The organism is Desulfopila inferna (genome assembly GCF_016919005.1).
Lineage (GTDB): Bacteria > Desulfobacterota > Desulfobulbia > Desulfobulbales > Desulfocapsaceae > Desulfopila_A > Desulfopila_A inferna.
In genome coordinates, this window is record NZ_JAFFQE010000001.1 from 856,160 (window position 1) to 872,420 (window position 16,261).

The 16,261-nt window shown below is 51.6% G+C and carries 10 protein-coding genes; 2 read left to right on the forward strand and 8 right to left on the reverse strand.

Going from position 1 to position 16,261, the window contains the following annotated elements:
* Positions 1–53: 53 nt before the first annotated feature.
* The 4 genes from recD to JWG88_RS03645 all read right to left on the reverse strand — a co-directional run bounded on the left by recD (position 54) and on the right by JWG88_RS03645 (position 8,728).
* Complete coding sequence (gene recD / locus JWG88_RS03630; RefSeq protein ID WP_205232326.1) at positions 54–1,676, reverse strand: exodeoxyribonuclease V subunit alpha; 1,623 nt, start codon at positions 1,674–1,676, stop codon at positions 54–56.
* The gene (gene recB / locus JWG88_RS03635) at positions 1,676–5,191 is read right to left on the reverse strand and encodes an exodeoxyribonuclease V subunit beta (protein WP_205232327.1); all 3,516 of its coding nucleotides are present in this window, start codon (positions 5,189–5,191) and stop codon (positions 1,676–1,678) included. The genes recD and recB overlap by 1 nt, the downstream gene beginning before the upstream one ends.
* On the reverse strand, positions 5,181–8,303 hold the full coding sequence (gene recC, locus JWG88_RS03640; protein ID WP_205232328.1) for an exodeoxyribonuclease V subunit gamma: 3,123 nt from the start codon (positions 8,301–8,303) through the stop codon (positions 5,181–5,183). The genes recB and recC overlap by 11 nt, the downstream gene beginning before the upstream one ends.
* Before the next feature lie 128 nt (positions 8,304–8,431).
* Positions 8,432–8,728 carry a hypothetical protein gene (locus JWG88_RS03645; protein WP_205232329.1) on the reverse strand — a complete coding sequence of 99 codons (297 nt, stop codon included), beginning with the start codon at positions 8,726–8,728 and terminating at the stop codon, positions 8,432–8,434.
* Here JWG88_RS03645 and JWG88_RS03650 point away from each other — a divergent pair, their 5' ends adjacent.
* Both JWG88_RS03650 and JWG88_RS03655 read left to right on the forward strand, forming a co-directional pair.
* Positions 8,729–9,808 carry a hypothetical protein gene (locus JWG88_RS03650; protein WP_205232330.1) on the forward strand — a complete coding sequence of 360 codons (1,080 nt, stop codon included), beginning with the start codon at positions 8,729–8,731 and terminating at the stop codon, positions 9,806–9,808.
* Between the two features lie 74 nt (positions 9,809–9,882).
* Positions 9,883–11,865, forward strand: coding sequence for a monovalent cation:proton antiporter family protein (locus JWG88_RS03655; RefSeq protein ID WP_205232331.1), 1,983 nt, complete (start codon positions 9,883–9,885; stop codon positions 11,863–11,865).
* 81 nt (positions 11,866–11,946) lie between these two features.
* Here JWG88_RS03655 and JWG88_RS03660 read toward each other — a convergent pair whose 3' ends face one another.
* From JWG88_RS03660 to JWG88_RS03675, 4 genes are all read right to left on the reverse strand, one after another.
* Positions 11,947–12,138: a hypothetical protein gene (locus tag JWG88_RS03660; RefSeq protein ID WP_205232332.1), complete on the reverse strand. Its 192-nt coding sequence runs from the start codon at positions 12,136–12,138 to the stop codon at positions 11,947–11,949.
* Positions 12,139–12,489: 351 nt separating this feature from the next.
* Positions 12,490–13,251, reverse strand: coding sequence for a SagB/ThcOx family dehydrogenase (locus JWG88_RS03665; protein WP_205232333.1), 762 nt, complete (start codon positions 13,249–13,251; stop codon positions 12,490–12,492).
* Between the two features lie 243 nt (positions 13,252–13,494).
* On the reverse strand, positions 13,495–14,643 hold the full coding sequence (locus JWG88_RS03670) for a PQQ-dependent sugar dehydrogenase (RefSeq protein ID WP_205232334.1): 1,149 nt from the start codon (positions 14,641–14,643) through the stop codon (positions 13,495–13,497).
* Between the two features lie 62 nt (positions 14,644–14,705).
* A complete protein-coding gene (locus tag JWG88_RS03675; protein ID WP_205232335.1) occupies positions 14,706–15,830 on the reverse strand; it encodes an AI-2E family transporter in 1,125 nt (374 codons plus the stop codon).
* Positions 15,831–16,261: the final 431 nt, after the last annotated feature.

Below are 16,261 nucleotides of genomic sequence, written 5' to 3' on the forward strand. Positions count from 1 at the left end.
TTTTCGATTTCTTGTTTTTTGTAGTAATCTTAGGAGCAAGATCCCAGAATTCTTTACTCCTGCCCTACTCTCAGCATCGCGGCAAGGCCGCTGGAGCGCCGGGTCTTGCGGGATACGGCTGTCATGAACATTTCTTTTCGTGAATGCAGCCATATTTTTTTCCTGGCCCTGGTGATCGCTGTATAGAGCAGTTCTCGGGAGAGAATCAGGTTCTCTTCATCCGGCAGAACAATGACCACATCATCGAACTCCGATCCCTGACTTTTGTGAATGGTCATGGCATAAGCTGTTTGGAATTCGGGCAGCCGGGAGGGTAGATAGGATTTCACTGCGCCATCTCCCTCCTCAAACCAGATTTTCATACTTCCATCCTCGGGGTCCCTTAAACAGATGCCGATATCACCATTGTAGAGATCGAGGGTGTAATCGTTCCGCCGTATTAAAACCGGTTTGCCCGGATACCACTTTTCGGTATAGCCATACCTGGTTACACCATGATTCTCGATGAGTGCGTTTACGGCCTCAACACCCATTCTTCCGGAGCGGGTGGCACAGAGTATCCGAAATTTATTGAATTCCTGAAAAACGGCAGGATATTGCTCCCGGTTCACTTTACCTGCATATTCCAGGTACTGCTCATACCCCTGGTGCAATTTTTCATGCCGCCCTGTTTCAAGGAGGCGGATATTGTCAAATGCTCCCTGCAGCAGCGACCAGGCTTTTTCCGCCTGGTTTAAGTTGACCGTCTCCGCCAGCACTCTGATTGCCTCATTGAAGCGATAGCTCTTCTTCAACACCACGGTATTCTGCGGCAGGCTTTCTATCAAATCGGCAAGCACGGCGCCTGATTCCACCGAGGCCAGCTGGTCTTTATCTCCAAGCAGAATCAGCCGCGTCTCATCATGCAAAGCATCCACCAGTTTGCTCATCAGGGCCAGATCGACCATGGAAGCTTCATCCACAATCACCACATCCCAGGGCAGTGGATTATCCCGGTTGTGCCGAAACTTCGGCGAATATTTTCTGACGCCCAGGAGCCTGTGCAGTGTCATTGCCCTGCCCGGAATCGCCTGCCGGATCTCTTTGCTAAAGGGCAGCAAGTCCACCGCTCCCACAACCGACTGCTGCAGCCTCATGGCCGCCTTACCCGTCGGCGCCGTCAGGGCGACCCTGGTTTGCAGGCCCAGGAGCTGAAAGAGAATGCCGAGAATACGCACCACCGTACTGGTTTTCCCGGTTCCGGGGCCGCCCGAGAGAATGGCCAGGGCTTTGCCGGCAGCAAGCTGTGCTGCCGTTCTCTGCAGATCCTCCCTTTCTTCGGGACCAAAGGCCTCATCGAGGAACCCTCCACATTCCATCATCGCCACTTCACGCCGGGCCAGGTTTTTCATCTGCAGGGCCAGCCGTTTTTCATAGTGATAATATCTGTGCAGATAAAGACTGTTATTATAGAGCACCAGAGGAGTCTCTCCCCCTGAGGAGACCAGATTCGAGGTGCGCAGCAGCAATACCTCCGGCTCGGTGAGAGGCAGGCAACTGTGACCTTCACCGATGAACTCGACCAGGGATTGGACAATATCGGCAAAGCGCTCTTTTTCCGGTAGTGCCAGTCCCGATTTTTTAGCCAGCAGCCGGGCAAGATAAATGCCCAGCAGGTTATCCTGATCCTTAAACATCAGCGGTCTCCGAAACAGCGGTCTAATTGCTCGAGTATGTCTCTATCGGGTTTATGGTGATAGACCCCGTGAGAAGGACGTTCCATGCCCCGCACGAAAAGGTAGAAAACGCCGCCAAAATGGTGGTCATAGTCATAGTCCGGCAGAAAATTGCGAAGATGGTTGTGCAGCACCAGGGAATAAAGCCAGAACTGCAGGCCATAGTTATGGGAGGCCATGGCCTCGATAAGCGACTCGCCCCTATAATTCCCGGGATTATCGCCGAGATGGTTGGTCTTATAGTCGGCAATGTAAAAAACCCCCTCGTGCTCGAAAATCAGATCAACAAAGCCGGTCAGATATCCTTTAAAACTCCTGCCGGTCAAAGGTATTACCGTTTTTTCATGGGCCAGTATAGCATTGACAGTCGCGGTATCACCGTTTCTCAGATGGAAATAGAATCCCATTTCCTTGATACATTTACTCTCATCCAGATCCGCCAGAGAGAAAAAAGTCGCATCTGCCGTCGTGGTTCCCAATGAAAAATCGACTACCGCACAAAGCATCTTTTCGAGCAGTTCCATATCCGGATTCAGGCCATATCGAAGGCATTTCTGCTTAATGAGCTGACGATGCTGTTGGGGATCAAGTAAGCTATGAAAAGGCACGGCTTCCAGAATATCATGAACGGCGTTGCCGAAATTCGCACCAGAGGGGAGAGCGGCAAACTCAAGAGGTGTATATGATTGTTCCGTAAGCCCTGCAGTTACAGGGGGCGGAGAAGAATGATCTCCACCGGAGGCCAGTGCCGAATAGGATGTCATCCGCCAATCGGTGTAGAAGGATTCTCTTTTCAGCGCTCTCAAGGTGAGGTTTTCCAGGGAATCATCCGCAGTGAGATATGGCATGCCGTTATCCTTCTCTTCGATCAGGACATGCTCTACACCTGCCGCGGCGGCAAATTTCTCCAGTCTCTGGCTCTGCCCCTCAAAGTCTGTCCTGCCAGCGGGAAATAGCAGATAGCCCAGACCGGAGTCAAAGGAATCGACCGGACCGTTTTTTCGCCCTCCGACATCGCACCAGGCAGCATAGCATCTGTATTTTGCCCGGGTCAAGGCGACATAGAGCAGACGCATCTCCTCGGCCATTTCTTCATGTCTGGCCTTGCGGCGCCGCTCCTCAAATCGTTCGGAGCCGAGATCGAGTATTCGCCCCTGCCCCTCATGGCAGGAGATGCGCATCTCCTCGCTCTCCAGTCTGTCCTGGCGATACCACAAGCATGGGCAGAAGACCACGGGGAATTCGAGCCCCTTGGAACCATGCATGGTGACTATCCGCACCGCCTCCTCATCGCTTTCCAGGCGCAGCTCGTGCTCGGATTCCGGGGAAGCCATATTACGGTGCAGCCATTGCAGCAGTTGCAGAGGGCCATATCCGTTGTCAGCCTCGGCCTGCCGGGCAAGCTCGAGCAGATGGTATATATTGGCGATTGTCCGCTGCGGCCGTGGCTCCATGCTGATAGTGAGGATTACCTTCTCCTCTCTGATGAAGTATTTCATCATTACCTGCACACCCTTGCTCAACCATGTCTCGGCATATGTCTGAAAGCGGTCGAAATAGCCGTCAAAGAGTTTTTCATCATGCTGAATTCTATAGAGATCATCGCCGCTCAGCCCCAGCCAGGGAATAGTCATGGCCGTTTTCAGCAGTTCGGAATCTCCAGGTTGAGCTATCGCCTTAAGGAGATGATAAAAATTCCTGCACTCCACGGTTTCAAAGACGGAAATTCTGCCGGCTATCACTGCCGGCACTCCCAATCCGGCCAGGCATTGCTGATATTCCTCGGCCTGGCTGTTCTTTCTCACCAGTATAGCGATATCGCCCGGGCGAAGTTTCCTTTCTGCCTTGTCTCCGAGGATGGCAACTTCCGATTCAAGGAGATTTACTATCTCTCCCGCGACATAGCGCATGACTGCCGCAGCTGCCCCGGTGGAACTCCACTGGCCGTTATCTTTTTCAGGGTTTTCAGTCAGCCGGCAATACACCATGTTCCCAAGTTCCGCGCCCCCTCGTTCCAGGCGTCCGTTCTCAGCTGTTTTGGCGGCTTCAACCGGGTAAAAGTCGAGAGCTCCATCATCAAAGAGAAAAGGCTTGTCCCTGCCTAGAAAAAGAGCGTTTATTGCCCCTACGACACCCGGATGGGATCTGAAATTCTTGGTCAGAGTCAGTGTCTTGGCAGCCGCCTCCTTGGCCATAAAATAGCTGTAAATGTCAGCCCCACGAAACCTGTAGATGGCCTGTTTGGGATCGCCTATGAGATAAAGAAAGTGGTCTCCCTCCCCAAAGACACCGCTGAAGATACGCCACTGCAGGGAATCGGTATCCTGGAACTCATCGATCAATGCCGCGCTGAAGCGTTGCCGCAGAATTTGGCGCAGGCCGCTGCCGCCGGTCACCGCCCGATGCAAACGAACAATCAGGTCGTCATAGGACATGATATTTTGTCGAAGCATGCATCTCTCGGTTTCAGTGACCATATAGGCGGCAAAAGCTACCCTCACCGCCAGAATAACCCTATGGACACTGTCGATAAACATATCAGCCAGCCGCTCCGGGAGTCCGAGATACTCCAGGAGTTCTTCTTTTTTGGCCCCCCGCACCCTGGAGCCATTGATGAGTGCGGCACATTCATGACGCTGCAGCCATTTGATATTTTGGGGAAAGGAAATATTCCTCCCCAAAAAATAGGCCGACAGGGATTCCCACCAGGTTAAAAAATCATCGTTAAAACATTTTTTCATTTTCCCGGCGCCATTGACCTCCCCGAGCGATACGGCCAGCTCCTCACCATTGGCCTGCCACCAGAGGGCCATCGCCTCAAAAGCCTGATCGAAGCGCGCAAAGGCCTCGGCCATGGTTTCCGTCTGCGGTTCAATCACACAGGAATTGTCGGTAAGCGGCGCAACCGAGGCGTAGAGTTTAGCCGGTGTATCAAAATGGGCAAGCACAACGCCGCACTGCCGCGGCGCCAGGGAGTAGAGGTTTTTCCGCCAGAAGTCCCGTGCGGCCTGCTGTCTTATGATCTCACTATCGGGCTGCAACTCGACGTCAAACAGCTGGCCGCTTTCCAGGGCCTGCTCCAGCAGCATTCTTTGACAAAAACCATGGATGGTAAATACTGCGGCGCGATCGATATCGGCCAAAGCTTCCCTGATTTTTTTCAGGGCATCGTCGGGATTTTCAAGAGAATCCACCCAGCGCTGCAGGGTCTTGTCATCCGTTGTCCTGCTGCCGCCAAGGAGATCCCGGGCTTCGACCAGCCGCTTGCGGATGCGTTCGGCCAGTTCCTCCGTTGCCGCCCGGGTAAATGTAACCAGAAGAATATCTTCGATTTTTAAAGAAAACTCGGTGACAAAGCGCAAAACCAGCATGGCGATGGCGTAGGTTTTTCCGGTTCCGGCGCTGGCCTCGATCAAATTGACGGCACGCTCCAGCCGGCCTGTTGCCGCATCGAAGATCACAGGTTCAGCAGCCATTGCATTTGCTCCAGAGAGGCATCAGTATCTGTTCGCTGAGTTCGACAAATTCATCATCAAGTATCTGTTCATCCGTAAGATTGCGATAAAGCAGAGCCCAGGCGGGTTCATAGCCTTTATCAAGGCAATTCCTCAGGAAATTCCTCGCCTTCTGGATCGGGGATATCCGTGCTTTCGAGCTCATCTTCTGCCGGCAATAGCACAATCCCGGCTCCAGCAGCAGCTTTGCGGGTCTGCATCCGCCTTCGATGAAAACCTCGACAAGCTCCTCCAACCCCGGTGCACCGCGACCAGCTTCATCGAAGCATATCCGACTGTCCTTCATGACAATTTTCGTAGTAGAGGATACTTTTCCGCAGGCAGCACCAAGCAGGTGATGCAGCCAGGCTCTGAGTATATCCTTGCCGCGAAGGTTGGCATAGCGCGCAAAGAGAAAACCATCTTCAAAGCGGTTAGTCAGACTGCCTGTAATCCGATGATTTCCTATTGTCAGATCGATTTCAAGATCGGGAAGCTGTCGTCCCAAATTTTCTTCTTTGATGCAAGCTGCAAAATGCGCAAGATCTTTCTTTCTTTCCTCAAACAAGATATCGCCGGGTACCCCCAGCGGCCAAAGCCCATCGAGGCTGAGCCGTTTTTTCAGTTGAGCCTCCTCCTTTTCCTCGAGTATTATTTGCAGAATCAACTGATTGACGTGATATGACGGCAGACCATCGAGTTCAAAGGCTTCGCTCTCCTCGGGAACAGCGCGTTCCTCTCCCGGACGGAATCCCAGACATTGCTGGATAAAAAAGAGCTGCGGGTGAGCATAGAACCGCAGTAGATCGTCAAGTGCGATGGATTTCTGTTCCGTGGCAATGCAGCCGCTCCACCACGGAGACAACTGCCGCTGTTCTCCCTTTTTGCAGGCCACCAGATAATCTTCCTCGCTGTAACTGAAAAATCGGCTCTTTTGGCTAAAATATTTGGGACTGAAGCCATGCAGCGGATGTTTTTCCACAAGATCATCCACCGGGTAGTGTGTATCAAGGACTTCCAGCAGTTCACTAATCACCACCGACGGCGGCAGAGTATCGTTGGTGAGCAGGGACTGGCCGATATAGCTGATATAGAGGGACTCCCGGGCAGCCAGCAATACTTCCAGGAACTGGTATCTATCATCGGCGCGCAGGGATCGGTCTCCCATATGCGGCTCGGCCTTCATCAGATCAAATGTAGAATGGCCGTCGCTCCCCGGGAATATACCATAATTCATGCCGATGAGGCAGACGGCAGTGAAAGGAATAGAGCGCATCGGCAGCATGGAGCAGAAAGTGAGATGCCCCTTGAGAAAACCGCTGGCCGACCTCGATTCTGTGGAAGACTGCTCAAACCATTTGGTGATCACCTCAACACCAACCGTGCCCTGGTGAAAGAGACCGCATTCCCCTAACTGCCGCAGAGTCTCCTGCAGCTCGAGAATGTCCCGGTCATCCCCTGCACCGAAGAGCTTTTCCGAGTAACCCAGCAGCAGCAGCGACCATTCCCGCAGCTCCCTGGCCCTGTTGAGATCCGTTGAAGCCCGCTCGAGCAGATGGATGAAGCGGCAGAGGCCGCCCAGCGGCTTGGCCTCGCTCCCCTCTATATCTGTATAGGGCAGAATGCCGGCTACCTCCGAGTCACTGTCGACAGCATAGCCCATCAGCAGTCTCGCCAAGCCTTCCTGCCAGCTGTTCTCCGAAAAATCAAGCCCTTCCTCAGCTCTTGACTGCGTGGAAATGCCCCAGCGGATCCCGGCGCTGACAATCCAGTGCTGGAGTTGTTCAAAATCGTTACGGCTCAGGCCGAAATTGGGATGAATCTGCTCCTTCTCCAGAAGATCGACAACCTCCGACCAGCCGAATCGACCCTTGAGCATCTCGAAAAATTCCAGAAATGCGGCAATATAGCCGTTGCGGCGACGCAGGCTCCTGTCCGCGATTGAATGCTGGATATCTTCAAAAACCGCCGGGATAAAGGGTGCATATTCCTGGATGTCCGGCGCCATCACCACAATGTCCCGGAGCTGCAGCTCCTCATCGTCATCGAGCATCCGCAGGATGTGATCCCTGAGAACATCGAGCTCACGCTGCCTGGAATGACAGGAGACAATCCGGATTGAACCGTCGACCGCTGCTCCGATCCCGGAATCTTTCAGGTTGCCGGCCAGCAGGTCGCTCTGCAGCCGGTGCAGCAGTGTGGCCTTCCCGGCTTGAGCCGGCTCTTCATAGCTGGCAAATTCGCTTTCTATCTCCATCTTTTCCAACAGTAGATTCTGAAAATCCCTGCCCTGCTTTCCCAGGGTGGCCAGAAGCGGATGATCTGCCTGCTCCTCCATGGGGAGAACCTGATTGTTCCTGCGGTTCATATCTCCCCAGTAATTCCGGCATGGACTCAGCAGAAAAAGATGAACATCACAATGTTTTGCCAGCCCCTTTAGATAATCGAGGAAAAAAGGCGGAAGAATATGGACCCCGAAAACAGATACCCGCCGGGGCAGTGAATCGAAAGAGTCCCCTTCATAGAGAGCCCGGGTGACATCGTGGAGGAGCTCTCCTCTGTGGCGGCCGGCCCACTTCTCGGCAACCAGACGGTTCCATAAGTCCATCTGCCACATCTCCGCTTTATGGTTGAGACAGGGCTTCTGCTGTTCCCATGATATGAGCATCCGGGGGCGCAACAGCTGGTACTGGTCGAAAATATTGGCGAGCTGTCCGGCCAGCTGGAATCGCTTCAACTCTGCCTGCTCTCCTTGCAGATAATGCTGCAGCGGAGCGTAGACATCGCTCTCGATGCTGCGCAGCTTTTCTTCAATGCGCCAGCGCAGAAAATTCCGTTCATAGGAGTCTGGAGTTATAGCCATGTCGAGCTTTTCGGCTATATCCTGAAGAAAGGTGACGGGCAGAAGAAAACGATAATTACACCAACTGGTAAAATACTCCGCCATATATTGCGAGATCATCCGCTCCATTCCCTGACTCTGGATGAGGATGTATTCCTTGTCGAAAAGGGACTCAAGCGGTGCCGCTTCGAGAAGACCTGCGAGATGGCGCAGGAGATTTTCGGTCTTGTTGGAGGCGTGCAGATAAAACATGGTTATCCTGTTTTCGACAGCAATGGCGCATTATTGAATATTGTCGACAACGACGTACTCATTTTTCCTCCGGAATCATCAGCAAGCGACTGGGGATCCAACACCATTTCCTCCGGCGGAGATGTTTCTTACTCAACAGGTGCAACTCCGGCATATTCATAGATTCCGAAGAAAAGACCTGCCATGATTCCCAGAGCAAAAAAGATTCTAATCCTTCTATCCCATGGCATTTTTTCTCCGTTTGCCATATATTGGAGAAACATCACAATGATCCAGGTAACACCGATAATAAAGGGCGCTGTCTGCAGGATCTGCCATAAGGTAGCCTTGATGCTTTCCGCAAATGTTGAGCCCAGTCGCAGATTAAACAGAAAATACAACACACCGCTGAGGTAAAAAGAAAAACTTTCTTTGATATTTGACATATGACAACACCCGAAACTCTTTATTTTCCTGATACCGCTCTTCTCTCCGACAGGCAGGCACCGCTTTTTCTGCTCTTTTCCAAAGTAAACATTATTCAAGTGGTGGAAGGAGATGAGCAATCCGACATGCATCCCATCGATACTTATATGGATAGCAGGTTCTGTCAAGCGCTTCCTCTTCACCCTCTGGGGAGTGACAGAGACCGCTTTCTCTATTTAATAAATGATATACAAAATAGAAAGGATGATTATGCCGCTCAGCTCAGTCACATCACCCTGGCCTCCATGTCCGAGGAAAAATCAAAAGACGACGAAACCGAACAGCAGATAGTCTCCTCGCTTCTGGGTCGGAAAAGCGATTTTCCCGATCCGGTTGAAACAGGCAGAAAGCAGATGGTGTGGCAGGCCCGGCTGGTTCTCAAAATTGCCGAAATTCTCGACCGGGAAGAAGAGGAAGTGGCCCAGGCCCTTCTTTTTCTTGAAGACAGCGAGGCGGATGTCTTCAGCAGCCTCAAAGGTGAGAGTGAGGAGGAAGAGGGTGAAAACCTCTATGACGATCTCAGCAAGCTCACTGAAAAAATGGGCGCACCGCGCCTGAAGTCGATAGAGAAGCGGCTGCGGGCCTGGTTCAGGTTTACAGACGGTGAGGATCTGCCGAAATGTAAGATATGGTCGACCAGCAGACCCGAGGTTGCCGATCTCCTTTTCGAGAATCATGAAAAAACACATAACCGCCCGCCCGAGAAGATAGCAAGTATTGAGCTCCCCGCAAAAGCAGCTGTTGAGGGCGTTGATATTATTGAAGCGACAGAGCGGTTTCATTCCATTTGCGATACCCATATCACCTCTTTTTATAATATGGTGATCGAGGCTTCTTCCGATATCACAGGGGATAGCAAATTTTCCGATATGATGGAACAATGGCGGTCTTTGCTCGAGCTTAATTTTCCTGCGGCAACAGTGGGAAGATCGACTGTGAATTTCTATCGCTTCTCCGATCCGATTTCCTGCTTTTCCGGTACACAAACATCGGCATCGAATCAAGGTCCGACTTTGCTGGCGCTTATTGTGTCCCACTAAACTATTTTTTCCGAAATCGGATGTATTACAAATCTCACCGTTAATATTCTACTACCGTCTCTTTTGCTAATCTAATGGGAATTGCCGCCGATATAATCGTCCTTGTTCTTACCGCTTTTTTCTGCGGGCTGATCATGCAGCGACTGCATCAGCCGCTGATCCTCGGCTATATTATGGCCGGCATCATCCTCGGCCCCCATACCGGCGGCTTTACCATTGCCGAGGTCCATAATATTGAACTGCTCGCCGAGATAGGCGTCGCTCTGCTGCTTTTCGCCCTCGGCCTGGAATTTTCCCTTAAAGACTTAAAACCGGTCAAGCATATTGCCCTGATCGGCACTCCGCTGCAGATGCTGCTGACCATCGGCTTCGGGGTGATGATCGGTAAGTTTCTGGGTTTCGACGGCAAAACATCACTGTGGCTCGGGGCACTGATATCGATCTCGTCGACCATGGTGATCCTGAAGACCCTGATGAACCAAGGCTGGCTGGGTACGCTGTCGAGCAAGGTGATGATCGGCATGCTGATTATCCAGGATCTGGCGGTGGTCCCCTTGATGATTATCCTGCCGCAGATGAACGATCCGGCCACCGGTGCAGGCATCCTCGTTCTGGCGGCAGTAAAGGCGGCGATATTTCTTTTGGCCATGTTTTTTCTCGGCACCAGACTCCTGCCCTATCTACTGAAAAGAATTGCCCGTCTGGGCTCCCGGGAACTATTTCTGCTGGCCATCACCACCATCGGACTCGGTGTCGGCTTTGTCACCTATAAAGTGGGTCTTTCCTTTGCCTTCGGGGCCTTCATCGCCGGCATGGTGCTGAGTGAATCCGATTATGGCCACCAGGCACTCAGCGACATAATTCCCCTGCGCGACCTGTTCGGTCTGTTGTTTTTTGCCTCTGTGGGCATGCTCCTCGACCCGCGTTTCCTCTTCGATCATTTCGGCATGATCCTGTTGCTGGTGTCCCTCGTCAGCATCGGCAAAGGAGTGATCTTTTCGTCAATCTCCTGGATTTTCGGCTATCGCAATGTGATTCCTCTGGCCGTGGGACTTGGTCTCTTCCAAGTAGGAGAATTCTCCTTCGTTCTGGCCAGAATCGGGATTTCCACGGACTCCATCAGCAGCGATTTTTACAACATGTTCCTTACCACGGCAGTAATGACCATGGTGCTTACTCCGTTTATCTCGGCCCAGACCTCCCGACTCTACGGCCTGAAAAAGAAATTATTCCGTCACGAACCTCTGGAATCTATGAACCTGCCGGAGGATGAACTCCGCAATCATATCGTCATTGCCGGTTACGGTTCCATCGGCAGCCAGATAAGCAAGGTTCTGAGACGTCTGGCTCTGCCCTTTGTGGTTGTTGAGTTGGACCAGCACCGGGTGGAACTGGCCAAGGCCGCGGGAATTCCAATTATATTTGGCGACGGCAGCCAGGAAATCGTCCAGGAAGCGCTGGCTGTCGAGAGAGCATCACTGCTGGTGATCACCGCTCCGGGCATTATCACGGCCCGGGCGATCATCAGTAATGCAAGGAAGCTCAATCCCGACATCAAAGCTGTGGCCCGTATTTCTAATCCGGATTTTTTTGCGGTGTTCAAAGAACTGCAGGTGAAGAATCTGGTCTATCCGGAATTTGAGGCAGGCCTGGAGATGATTCGCCAGGTTCTCTTGTTTGAACGCATTCCTGTTCCGGAAATCCAGCAGTATACCGAAGAGCTGAGGCAGGAACTGCTGGCTAATGTAATTACCACGGACAATGATTATCAGACCCTTGGCCAACTTCGCGCTGCCGAGCAGCAATTCGATCTGCAGTGGGTAGATCTTGAGGACGGCAGCCCGCTTTCCGGCTGCTCCATCGCGGAGGCGGAAATTCGCAAGGCCACCGGTGTTTCCGTGGTCGGCATAATACGACAGGGAGAACTGACAACCAATCCACCACCGGACTTCAGATTTCAGCATGGCGACCTGGTGGCTATCATCGGCTCGGCTTCAGCCCGGCATAAATTTCACTGCTTCCTTAATCCACTCTCGGAAAAATGTTTGCTCCCCTGACCGGGTTTAGTACCTTACAGATTGTTTTCTTGTTTTTTTGCAAGAAAATAATCTGTAAGGTACTTATCCAGCTCAGCTGGATTAAGGAGATTTAGCCCCTTCCTTAACACCTTTGATTATCTTGCGACATTCATTTTCAGCGTCCATTGCACTCTTGGCTGTGATTGTCTGAATAACCTTGTGATTGTCCTTCTGGATCAGCTCATATTCATCATCGCCAACATGATCCAGAAGCCAATCCCGCCATTGATGAATAGTAGTTCTTCTCTTCATATCTTATTATCCTCCCGGCAGAACCGGGCATATAATTTATTTCCGATTCGCCTGCCCCTTTTAGCGACCTGTAATGTACAAGAAAGGTTTAAACAGGCGGCAGGCATTCATTGGATCACAGCCGGCCTTCGGATCTGATGATACCGGTACGGTAAATTCTCTACGTCTTACTTTCAAATGGGAGAGGGAAATAAAGATCCTAACCGGTCCAGCGTTAGTTTGTAAGTTGTATATTTATATATGCTCTGTTTTTGAGGAAATGGCCAGAGTTATTATTCTCTTGGCCACAGAAGGCAATAATCACTCTCGCTCGGGAGCATCCTGTTAACACAAATAATCAGAAAAAAAACATCAAGAAGAATATTTCCCAACCGGCGCAAGGTAAATTGTGAACTGCTCTTGCCCATCCACACCGATAAATTCGTCCATAGCTTCCTGATCATAGGCGGCAATGGCGCAAGTTCCGGCCCGGATCGCCTCACATGCGAGATAGAGGTTTTGGCATACATGGCCTGCATCGAGGAGAATCACGCGGTGGGCCGCCTGCAGGTAACGCCATTCCATGCGATAGGGAACGGTTGTCCAGACGAAGACAACAGCAGCGCCGGCCACAAACTGCTGCCCAAAAACAGCCCGGGAAAGATTGGTTGAACTCCGGCTGTCGGCTGCAGCCATGAATACCAACTCATGAGAGAGCGGAAGATAACGGTAAAGCCCCGCCGCCAAATTTTCCACCCGCTGAATGAACAGGTAGGTTTCGAAACTGTGCCTGGCCCCGGCCGATGGAACCGTACGGAAGTGAGGAGTTTGTTTCTGCGGATTTCTCTGCCCCTGGGTAGCCCAGAGCAGAAACGCCAGCTCTTCAAGGCTGAGATATTCATCATTAAAATTCCGCCGGCTCCGACGATTGCCCATGGCAACCGCCAGATCGATTTCATGTATGACCGAACTCCATGATTCCCTCTCGGGCAACCGGACCCGGGACATCCCTTCATCAACATCTTCCTGCAATGGCGGCACGGCCACTCCCCTGTGCTGGTCGCTGGCACGAAAATCGATAGTCTTCCGGAGACTGTCCTTTAAAAACTCACGATATCGTTTCATCTCATCCATTGTGAAAAACTCATGTGTTATTTAACCTCAAACCCCGTCCATGGGGGGCTTCGCTGCAGCCGTCCGGGGCAGAGGCCCGTGAAAAGAGAGCAGTCCCAACCTTGAGCTGAGGATTAAGGTTAATCAGTTAACATAATAATGTTTTATTCTGAATCAGGCAAACCAGACCTGTTTGAACATGGGGAAGACTGCTCCGTTTTCCATTTTTTCCGTCGAGTCTCCGGCATGGCACCAGTCGAGTAGTTACGGTTGCTCGGTGGAGCTGATTCGCCAAACGTTCCCCTCATCGTGATCGGTCAGAACGTAAATCGATCCATCCGGAGCAACATCAACATCGCGTATGCGCTTCGGCAGAGAAAACCGTTCTTCATCGACCACTGTGGAACCGTCCAAGACAAGTCGGACAACTTCCTTTGTTGTCAGGCCGCCGATCAGCATATTATTTCTCCACCCGGGAAACATATCACCCTGATAAAAGGCCATTCCTGAAGGGGAGATCACCGGTGTCCAGCGTCTGAGTGCATCTTTAAATTCAGGTCGTGTCGGCGGCTCGGGTATTTTCCTGCCGTCGTAATGCTTACCCCAGCTGACCACCGGCCAACCATAATTGGCGCCCTTCTCTATGATATTAAGCTCATCTCCGCCTGAGGGACCCATCTCTCCTACCCAGAGGATTTCCGTCCCAGGCTGAAAGGCCACCGCCTCGATATTGCGGTGACCATATGTCCAGATCTCATCTTCTGCATCTTGCCGGCCAACAAAGGGATTGTCTTCCGGAATGGAGCCATCTGCATGGATACGAATCACTGTCCCGAGATGATTGGACAAATCCTGGGCGGGATCAAACTTGAAGCGCTCACCCAGAGCCAAAAAGAGATACCTGCCGTCCGGCGAAAATTCAATACGGTTGCCGAAATGATTGGAGCCGTCGACATACGGTTTTTGCACAAAGATATCTTCGAAGCTGTCGATGCCTGCACCGGCCAGCACACCCCGGCCGAGAGCTGTGGCAGCTTTGCCTCCTTCCCCGGGCTTGGCGTAGGAGAGATAGATCATATTGTTCTCCGCAAAATCGGGGTCAAGCGCCACATCCATCAAACCGCCCTGTCCGCCTGTCCTGACTTCCGGAACACCCGTCAAGGGTTCGGAAAGGGTATTGTCAGTTTGCAGAATATAGAGGTTACCCGTATTGCGCTCGGTGACCAGCAGGCGTCCATCGGGGAGAAAAGCCATCCCCCAGGGATGGTTCAGCCCCGCCGTCAGGTTTTCTACCTTTAAATCAACACCATCTTTGGTCGTAAGTGTTTCTACCTGTTCAAGCGCCATTGCCGAAAAGGATGTTACAGCAAGGACGAGCAATCCGGACAGAACAATTAGGTGTATGTTTTTCATATCAGTCTCCTCGTAAGATTTAACCTCACAATTTTAACAATCGACAACTTTTCAGTTTTCCTTCAGATGTCACCCTCCCCGCTTTTATCTCCAAGCACATCCTCGACATATACCATTTTCAAGAATTGGAGGATGACGGCCATCAACGGAATGGCCAGGATAAATCCTATTATGCCGAACAGACTGCCGAAGAGAATCTGGCTGATCACCCCCAGGGCAGGTGGTATCCTGGCGGTTCTGTGAAATATAATCGGCATGATAACGTTGGCCTCCACATTCTGGATAATCATATAGAGAATAAATACATAAAGGGCCAACGTCGGGGACTCAAGAAAGGCGAGGAGAATGATGGGCACCATGGCGATGAGGGGCCCAAGATAAGGGATAAAGGTCATCAATCCTGTGATCAGGGCGAGGATAAGGGCCAGGGGAACATCCAGCAGACTGAGCATAATCCAGGTACTGAGCGCCAGCACAGTCATGGAGATCATCTGCCCCAGAAGCCACCAGCGGAGCGTGCTGCCTATGGCAATCAGGACCTCAGCCGTTCTTTTGCGGCTGTCGAGGGGAATCAGCTGCAGGAAGCCGGATTTGTACATTCCGGGACTGTAGGCGAGAAAGACCCCGACAACGATAATAATTATCAGGCCGGTGACGGCATCCAGTGTAATGGAAAAAATGCCTGCGATCCTGCTCCAGATTCCAGTACCATCTGAATCATCATCTTCGAAATCAGCAAGCTGCTCCACCAGGTACTGCCCGGCTTCATACCTCTGCAGCCAGTCCAGAAGTTCCTCTATTGATTTCTGGATCTGTGTAGACAGCGCCTCCATTTCATCTGCCAGCATGGGGACCACCATAATGACCATGAGAACGAGCAATCCTGTTAAGACTGCCAGAGTGATCGTCACGGCAACCCAATGCGAAATCAAGGGCAAACGCTTTACCTGACTGCTCAGGAAGTCCAGCAGAACGGCAAAAAGGATTCCGGCGAAAAAGAGCAGAAGAATATCGGTTGTCTGTCGGGCAAGTACTGCCAGAATGACGATAACCAGAACCGTGATCGCCTGCACCAGGGTTTTCCTGAATATCTGCCCGCTGGAACCTCTGGAACCGAAGAGTCCTCCCTCGTCCTTTGCATGGATAACTAAAGCTTCCGCCTTCTTTTCCCTTTCTTCCTGATTCATCCCAAACCTCTGGTTTGCCGATGCATCTTGCTCGCTCCTTGCCGAACTGCAGCGCTTGAGCTCCAAACTTCAGGAATTGAAGTCCATTCTATCCCGGATATTTCACGAGTCAGTAAAAATCATTATTAATATGATGGAGTGCATTTAAGGAATGATTATTTCATGCAATGTTTTCAAGTTAGAGGATGCAATATTCATACCGTAGCACGAACGACCTTTCAGCACGGCAGGTTTTTTACCACGGGAGAGCAGGCGGAACCAGAGTTGTCGAGATACTTTCTGATAAAGTTTCAGAATGCCAGTGAGAAATAGGACCTCAGCTGAACGGGCATGTATAATACGAGGCAGCTCAAGGACAATTAAATTTCGGCTGGAGCGGGAGAGAGGAAAGACAAATCACGCCATTCGCTCTACTTTGTCCTCTCCGGCGG

Coding starts and splice junctions, on each gene's coding strand:
- recD (WP_205232326.1), bottom strand. CDS start 1,676: ATGTTTAAGGATCAGGATAACCTGCTGGGCATTTATCTTGCCCGGCTG.
- recB (WP_205232327.1), bottom strand. CDS start 5,191: ATGGCTGCTGAACCTGTGATCTTCGATGCGGCAACAGGCCGGCTGGAG.
- recC (WP_205232328.1), bottom strand. CDS start 8,303: ATGTTTTATCTGCACGCCTCCAACAAGACCGAAAATCTCCTGCGCCAT.
- JWG88_RS03645 (WP_205232329.1), bottom strand. CDS start 8,728: ATGTCAAATATCAAAGAAAGTTTTTCTTTTTACCTCAGCGGTGTGTTG.
- JWG88_RS03650 (WP_205232330.1), top strand. CDS start 8,729: ATGACAACACCCGAAACTCTTTATTTTCCTGATACCGCTCTTCTCTCC.
- JWG88_RS03655 (WP_205232331.1), top strand. CDS start 9,883: ATGGGAATTGCCGCCGATATAATCGTCCTTGTTCTTACCGCTTTTTTC.
- JWG88_RS03660 (WP_205232332.1), bottom strand. CDS start 12,138: ATGAAGAGAAGAACTACTATTCATCAATGGCGGGATTGGCTTCTGGAT.
- JWG88_RS03665 (WP_205232333.1), bottom strand. CDS start 13,251: ATGGATGAGATGAAACGATATCGTGAGTTTTTAAAGGACAGTCTCCGG.
- JWG88_RS03670 (WP_205232334.1), bottom strand. CDS start 14,643: ATGAAAAACATACACCTAATTGTTCTGTCCGGATTGCTCGTCCTTGCT.
- JWG88_RS03675 (WP_205232335.1), bottom strand. CDS start 15,830: ATGAATCAGGAAGAAAGGGAAAAGAAGGCGGAAGCTTTAGTTATCCAT.